The 8,051-nt window shown below is 66.6% G+C and carries 5 protein-coding genes; all 5 read left to right on the forward strand.

Features of this window, described 5'->3' with window-relative positions; translation table 11 throughout:
* Positions 1-795, forward strand: a 795-nt coding sequence (locus VME70_01850) for a hypothetical protein (GenBank protein ID HTW18936.1), incomplete at its 5' end; no start/stop codon positions are given.
* 17 nt (positions 796-812) lie between these two features.
* Positions 813-3,617, forward strand: coding sequence for a hypothetical protein (locus tag VME70_01855; GenBank protein HTW18937.1), 2,805 nt, complete (start codon positions 813-815; stop codon positions 3,615-3,617).
* A complete protein-coding gene (locus VME70_01860; GenBank protein HTW18938.1) occupies positions 3,614-4,546 on the forward strand; it encodes a class E sortase in 933 nt (310 codons plus the stop codon). The genes VME70_01855 and VME70_01860 overlap by 4 nt, the downstream gene beginning before the upstream one ends.
* Before the next feature lie 124 nt (positions 4,547-4,670).
* Complete coding sequence (locus VME70_01865; protein HTW18939.1) at positions 4,671-5,963, forward strand: substrate-binding domain-containing protein; 1,293 nt, start codon at positions 4,671-4,673, stop codon at positions 5,961-5,963.
* A gap of 175 nt (positions 5,964-6,138) precedes the next feature.
* The gene (locus tag VME70_01870) at positions 6,139-7,998 is read left to right on the forward strand and encodes an Ig-like domain-containing protein (GenBank protein ID HTW18940.1); all 1,860 of its coding nucleotides are present in this window, start codon (positions 6,139-6,141) and stop codon (positions 7,996-7,998) included.
* Positions 7,999-8,051 lie beyond the last annotated feature (53 nt).

The raw sequence follows: 8,051 nt of genomic DNA on the forward strand, positions 1-8,051 counted from the left end.
CTCGAGAACCTCAAGAACGTCTACGGCTACTCGGACAAGCGGACCTACCCGCTGTCCTCGTACTCCTACGGCATCATCCCGACGGCGAGTAACGACGGGACGATGAGCACTCCGAAGCGGCAGACCCTTGCCGACTTCCTCTACACGTCGATCTGCCAAGGCCAAGGTCCGATCGGATCGATCGGGTACTCGGCGCTCCCGATCAACCTGGTGACCGCCGCGTTCCGGCAGATCGGCCTGCTGAAGAAGGCCGACTCGGGCATCTCGCTGCGCAACCTGAACGTCACGACGTGTGGTAACCCGACCTTCGTGGCCGGCAAGCCCAAGGAGAACCACCTCGCGCAGATCGCGCCCGAGCCCCCGCTCTGCGACGAGGCTGGGCATGGTCCGTGCACTACGGACAACGACAGCACCGGCCCGCCGCCGCCCACCACGACGAGCAAGGGCGGCGGCAAGGGGAACAAGGGCGGCGGGAACGGGAACGGGAACAGCAACGGCAAGGGGAACGGGAGCGGCAGCGGGAGCGGGAGCGGGAGCGGGAGCGGCAACGGGAGCGGCAACGGCAACGGCGGCCCCGACCCGACGCCGAGCGGAAGCCAGAGCATCGACCCGGTCACAGGTCAGCAGGTCGGTAGCTCCGGCGGCGGCTCCGGCGGAACCGTGGTCACCGAGCCGGTCACACTCGGCACCGGAGCCGGTTCGGGTACGCCGCTGGCGATTATCGCCGCGGTGCTCTTTCTCGCAGCAATTGTGGTGCCACCGACCTTGGCGAGACGTTGGCTGAACAAGAAGTGATCAGGCGAAGACGACCGGTGAGTAGGGCTCGGGCACGCCGGGTCGCCGCCGGTGCGTCGGCGCTCGCCCTCGTTGTCGGCGGCCCGCTCGCGGCGGCATCCGGCTCGCCGGGTCAGGTGACTCGCACCGCCAAGGCGAACCCGAACCATCCCGTGACCGCGAGCAAGACGGTAACCCGAACAAACATTCTTCCCGACGGCAAGCAACAGACCGTCGTCAAGAAGAAGGTGACGGTCTCCGTCAGCGCGACGGCCGGTTTGCGCACCCTGCAACAGATCAATGTCTCCTGGAAAGGGGCATACCCGACCAACTACATCGACCCAGATCCGAACTCGGCGAACGCCTCGAGCTACCAGGAGTACCCAGTCGTCGTCATGGAGTGCCGCGGTGTCGACTCGACCAAGGTTCCCGCAAAGGACCGGCTGACTCAGCAAAACTGTTGGACGCAGTACAACATCGAGCGCAACGCCTCTGCGCCGGGCACCGAGTTCCCGCCGTGGCGGCTCGACCGGTATGCCGGCAAGCTCGGGTTGTTCCCTCACAAACCGAAGACGCTTCCGACCGGTTGCTCGCCGTACAGCCTGGGTGAGGCCGACTACTTCGAGCCGCTCAAGGCCGAAAACGGCAAATCGTACTTCAGCGGGCCGACCCAGGCCTGCAGCAAGCTGTCCCCTGAGCAGGCCGGCTTCAGTGCTGAGTTCCCGGACAACACGACGTTCGGGGTCACCGCCGCAGACGGCACCGGCCGGGCGAAATTCGTGGTGTGGAGCAGCGAGACGAACGAGACGCTCGGCTGCTCGGCGAGTGTCAAGTGCTCTTTGGTCGTGATCCCGATCGTCGGCATCAGCTGTGACGAGCGCGCCCGGTCTGCTGATGAGACCCAACAGGACATCGACAACTGCGATTACGCCGACACCCAGTCGGGTCACCTCGAGAACGGCCCGGGCGAGCTGAGCGACCCGGGCCAAATGGCGCTCGAGTCGGTGACCGGTCAGCTGTGGTGGTCCGCCTCCAACTGGCGAAACCGGATCTCCATTCCGCTCAACTTCGCGCTGCCCTCCGACTACTGCTCGGTCGTGAGCAAGCGTCCCGGCGTGTTCGTCTTCGGGTCGGAACTCATGACGGAGACGGCGCAGCAGTGGAGCCCCGCATTCTGCACCGATCCCAAGCGAACGCCGTTCACCCAGATCCCGCTGGCCGAGCCGGCCGCGGTCAACGAGCTCAACGAGCGGTCGATTTCGGCAGCGTTCGACAGCTACCCACCTGCTCCAGCCGGCAAGGCCGGGCCACCGGTGGTGAACGCGCCGGTAGCAGTGACCGGCTTTGCGATATCAACTGTCGTTGACGACGCGAGTCGCAACGAGGATTTCAACGTCAAGTTGGATCCGCGATTACTTGCGAAGCTGCTGACCGAGTCCTACCCCGACCTTCCGGACATCGCCGCGAACGACGGGATGGCCAACAATCCGCTGAACATCACCCTGGATCCGGAGTTTCGCGCCCTCAACCCGGAGATTCCCAAGGAAGACGCCGGGTCCGGCTACCAGATCATCACCGACGCTCGGGCGACGTTGATCGCCCTGTCCTCGAACTCCGACGTCATGCACGCGCTGACTTCCTACATTGCGTCCGACCCGGCCGCGGTGGCGTTCATCGACGGGAAACCCGATCCATGGGGCATGGTCGTGAACCCGGCGTACAAGGGCCTCAAGCTGCCGGTCAACATCTGGCCACTTCTGGACACCTACATTCCGTACGCCGTGTACAACCACGACCCGACGGGATGTTTCGCGCAGCCGCGCTACCAAACGCCGTACCTTCCTCTGGTCGCCTCACCGCTGTTGACGTTGTCGAGCATCGCGTACGACCTCGAGTTCTCGATGCCGAACTCCAAGACATCGTGCTCGGTCAGTATCGGCAACCCTGCCGCGGATCAGCTGACCACCGGGCCTCGACAAACGCCGGGGGAACGCTTCCTGCTCGGCATCACAACGTTGTCAGAGGCCAAGCGCTACGACCTCGATACCGCTGAGCTCGAGACGCAATCCTCGGTCTCACCGACCACGGCCTTCACCACCGCCAAGGGCATGACCTTCGTGCACCCCACGCCTGCGTCGCTCAAGTCGGCGACCAAGGCGCTGACCGCTGACAAGGTCGACAACAGCTGGAGCATGGACTACGACAAGCTGCGCAACAGCCCGGCTGAGTCGAAGGCCTATCCCGGGACGATGATGGTCTCGATGAGCGTGCCGAGCGCGGGCTTGTCGACGCCGGATGCGAAGGCGTATGCCGAGATCCTCAACTTCGCGGCCGGACCTGGGCAGAAGCCCGGACCGGGATTCGGCCAGCTTGCGGCCGGCTACCTGCCGATGACAGCAGCGAACGGCCTCGGCTCGGAGGTCAGCTACACGAAGCGCGCGGCGGCCGCGGTCGCGGCACAGCAGTGCGAAGTGCCGGACGTCTCCAGCTCGGCCCAGACCCGGTCCAAGTGGACGAGCTGTCCCGCGCCGTCCTCGTCGCCGTCTCCGACGCCGAGCACGTCCACCAGTTCGACACCGTCCTCGCCGCCGTCCTCCGGAAACCAGTCGATCCCGCCGGTCAAGACCCCGTCACCCGGCACGTCGTCGTCGTCGCCGACCGGCCCGACGGTTGCCGGGTCCGCATCCCCGACTCCGGTAGCCGTTGCGACTCCGGTGTCCCCGGTCGGCTCGTGGGTGCTGTTCCTGCCGATCGTCGCCTTGGCCGGGTTGGTCGCGGGCGGAGCTGCGGGTGGCACCTGGCTCCTGCGCCGCTACCGCGGTGGGCGTGGGACGCCGTCGTGAGCGTGGTTGTCGTGGACGACGAGCCCACCGCCGAGCAGACCTCGACCGCAAAGCCGACGGGGCGTAAACCTCGGTCGGCGCCCGCGCCGATGTCGGCGTCCGCGGCGATCACGGTTGCCGTTGCGGTGACGCTGTTCGCAATCGCGATCTGGGCGATTCTCTACGCATTCACTCTCAGCGGCATCCAGGAGCACAGCGCCCAACGCGGCCTCTACGCCAAGCTGAGGGCTGAGCTCGCCAATGAGGTTGCGCCGGTCGGCGGGCAGATCAAGGAGGGTGCGCCGGTCGCGTTGATCAACGCGCCGGCCATCGGGCTCAAGGACACGGTGGTCGTCGAGGGGACCTCGGCGACGGATCTGCAGTCCGGGCCCGGCCACCAGGTCAACACCGTCTTCCCTGGACAGGCCGGTGTCTCAGTCATCTACGGCAAGAGCGTGACCTACGGGGCCCCGTTTGCCAGGGTGACGAGTCTGCGGTCCGGGGACCAGATCACCGCCACGACCGGTCAGGGCACGTTCCGGTACACGGTCAATGACGTTCGCCGGCCCGGCGACCCGATTCCCCAGCCGCTGGCGACCGGCGCGGGACGGCTCACCCTGGTCGCGGCAGTCGGAAGCGGCTGGCGCCGGGGTTGGGCACCGTCCCAGATCGTCTACGTCGACGCCAGCCTGGTCGGGAGGGGCAAGGCGTCTCCGTCCGGCGGTCCAACCGTGCAGCCGGCCAACCAGATGTCGATGGCTCGCGACGACTCGGCGCTGACTCCGCTGGTGCTGTGGCTCGAGTTGCTGGTAGCAGGTTCTGTGGCTTTTGTCTGGGCGCGGCGTCGCTGGGGGAGCTGGCAGGTGTGGCTGGTGGGCACTCCTGCCCTTCTTGCGGTGGTGTGGGTCGTTACGGAGACCGCCGCGCGGCTGCTCCCCAACCTGCTCTGACTCAAACACGCCCCCGCTGATCGTTCGTCTGCTGTTCAGCGTCTAGCGGCCTGCTGGCCCGTTGGCCTCCCTAGGGTCAGCGGCGTTCGGAGAAAGACTCCGTAAAGCCTCCCGAGGAGGGTGCATGTTCAAAAGGGCTAAAACCGCCCTGGCGATCGGCGCCGTGGGATCGACCGCTGCGCTGCTCGTTGCGATGCAGCCGGCGTTCGGTGATCCCCAGGCGCGGCCGGGTGATGCGGTTGGTGTGGGTTCTGACACTGTGCAGAACGCCGCCGACTTCCTGTTCAGCGGTGACACCAGTGGCGACACGGCGTACAACAACGCCAAGACCAACGAGGTCTACAACTACTTCGCCACCGGTGACGCCAACGGTCGCGCGCTTTATGACTCGACCGGCACGCTGCTGTACGGCAACGGCACCACCGCGGCGGTACTGAGAGCAGGTACGAAGCCGGTCGAGCGGCCGGACGGCTCCGGCGCCGGTATCGCCGCATTGACGGCAGACTCGCTCGGCGGCGCAGGGTACGACGGCCTGCCGAACGGATCGATCACCTTCGCCCGGGCCTCGCGGCTTCCGAAGGGCGCGGAGCAGTCGGCCTGCGCGGCCATCACGGACTGTGGCGGTCTGCACGTGTTCCAGTTCGCCACGGACAACCTGGAGATCGCGAAGTCCAGCGTCTCCTTCAACGGCTTCCCGCTCTCCGGTGCCATGTTGCTGTACATCTACAGCCACTGCGACGGAAACCAGGGCGTCGAGTGGTCCGAGGTGCCCGGCGCTCCGGCCGGCGCGTCGAACAACCACATCATCCCGGTGATCCCGCAGTCCGGGTCGGGTACGCGGAACTTCTTCGAGTCCGACATCGGGCTCTCGGACACCACCGTGACCAACAGCACCTGCATCCGGGTCAGCGAGGAGCACGACCCGACGGGTATCACGCTCGCGACCCAGCCGGGTTCGACGACGAACGACGCGGCGGACGCGATCGAGCCGTTCTCGGTTGGCAAGATCAAGCTGATCCAGAGCGGGTACTACGCGAACAGCCAGGAGCCGGCGTCCAACTTCAACATTGCGCTCATCTCCGGCTGCACCTCCGGCGACCAGACACCGAACTGCCCCAGTGCCGACCAGAACAAGGCCAACGACGGCAACCCGGTGTATGACTCGACGCGAGGACTGTACTTCATCGCGCGGGACTTCGACCTCAACCTGACGCCGGGGTCTGGCGCGTGCCTCAGCGCGCCCGACTCGACGTACGGCGAGTGCCAGCCGTCGCAGCCCGGCGGCACGAAGAACTGGGTGAACGACCTGTTCAAGGGTTCAGGCTCGTGGATCGCCCGGAGCATCCAGGCTCCGGACATCGAAGCCGCGGGGCTCACGCCCAACTACCAGGACCTCGGCGACGCCTCTTCCGGCTGATCCGAACCTGAGCAGGAGCTCGACGTAACAAAGCCTCTCCCCGGTGCCACACCTTGGCAGCGGGCACCGGGGAGAGGACTCGAAGGGGACCGGACCGGGGCCCTGCCCCGTCGTCCATCATGCGCCCTTTCGGATTGATCGTCCAAGTCATTCGACACAAATAGGGAGACAATCCGTGAGAAAAACGTTCCGGCGTGCGGTGACCGGGGTGGGAGCCCTGGCGCTCGCGGGCGGGCTTGTGCTCGCCTCGAGCGGGGTCGCATCCGCCGCCACCAACGTCGGGTGGGAGCCCGACTCCGACGCGATCGGCACGATCACGCTGCTTGACTCGAACGGCGTACCGATCACGGGCGGAAGCCTCGACGCGCAGCCGTTCGCGGCGTACGCCGTCGCATCGCACCAGGGCCGTAGCGGCATCGACAGCAAGGGTCAGCTCTACGCCTTCACGCCGCAGGTCGGCACCAACCCACAGACGTGGAGCGGCGACGTTCTCAGTGCCGGCACCTACAACCCGGCACCCTCGGGCACTCCGGCGGACGTGTCCGGCAGCGGTCTTCCGTTCGTCACCGGCGGAGCGACCGACTTCTCGTTCAACGACTACATCAGCGAGTTCCCCAACACCTTATCGACCGCCGGCTACGTGAACCTGTACCAGTTGCGCTTCTACACGGCGGGAACCCAGGCGCCGGACACCACGCACTACGACGTTCTCGACATCCAGGTCAACCCGTCGGCGGACACCTGGCAGGTCGTCTACCCGAGTGCAGCAAACGGCAACTACCCGGATGCCACGGACGCCACCACGACGACCGTGTCGACCACGCCGAGCAGCCCGGACACTTCCACCACCAACCCGGAGTCGGTGACGATCAAGGCATCGGTCAGCGCCGCCTCGGCGGTGCCGGCCAGCTACACCGGCGCGATCGGAACAGTGTCGTTCTTCGACGGCTCGACTCCGGTCGGCACCCCGCAGCTGGTGAGTGGCAACGGCCCGTACACCGCGAGCGTCAGCGACTCGGTACCGAACCCGTCGTCGCACACGTTCTCGGCGAAGTTCGCGCCGTACGTGGGAACCGGCCTCGCCAGCTCCAACGGCCAGACCCAGTTCCAGGTCGGTCCTCCGGTTCCGGGCACCACGACGGACCTCGCGGTGACACCGGGCCAGTACGCCGGCGACCAGAACAACTATGTGGCAACGGTCACGTACCCCGCGGACACCAGCTGCACCGGCTCCGTCACCTTCTACGACGGGACCACGCCGGTCGCCGGACCGATCAGTCCGAAGCCGGGCACCCCGAACGAGTTCGACGCGACGAACACCTTCAACGCGCCGGGCTCGCACTCGATCACCGCGGTGTTCACACCGTCCGACCTCACGGTCTGCGGCGGGTCCACCTCGACGGCGTCGACGTTCTCGCAGGACGCGAACCCGAACGGTCCGTGCTCCACGGCGAACGGCGGTCAGTGCACCGACGTCCAGACGATCACGACCACCGTTCCTCAGGGTGTCTTGATCATCTCGACGCCGTACACCGCGCAGAGCCCGTTGAACCTCGGCACGATGACGCTGGACAGCACGGGTACGACGTTCACGGCGAGCCACACCTTCGGTGGCAGCGCCACGGACCCGACCCAGGACATCTTCATCACCGACACCCGCTCCGGTGACCTTCCGTGGACGGCTCAGGCCGAAGCCTCGAATCTCACCGACGGCGGGTCGAACCCGGGCTCGCAGATCAGCGGCGAGGACGTTGGGCTCACCGGCCTTACCGAGGTCCCGGTGACCGGCAACGGGTTCAACGGCTTGGCGTCGAACTTCACGACATTCGCCAACCCCGCTGCCAGTCCGGCGGTGGGCCCGACCGACATCGGCACCCAGGGCCTGGGCAACGCGGCGCATGACATCGCGCAGGCCCAGCAGGGTATCGGCTCGATCGGCCTGACCGGCACCATGACCGTGAACGCCCCGAGCTCGACCGAGGCTGGCACGTTCACCGGCACCGTCACCTTCACGCTGGTCGGCAGCCTGGTCTAGGCCGGGCAGCCGAGGAGTTCGGTTGCGGAAAGGGTCGGGGCGGGCCGCAAACG

The organism is Mycobacteriales bacterium (assembly GCA_035504215.1).
Taxonomy (GTDB): Bacteria; Actinomycetota; Actinomycetes; order JAFAQI01; family JAFAQI01; genus DATAUK01.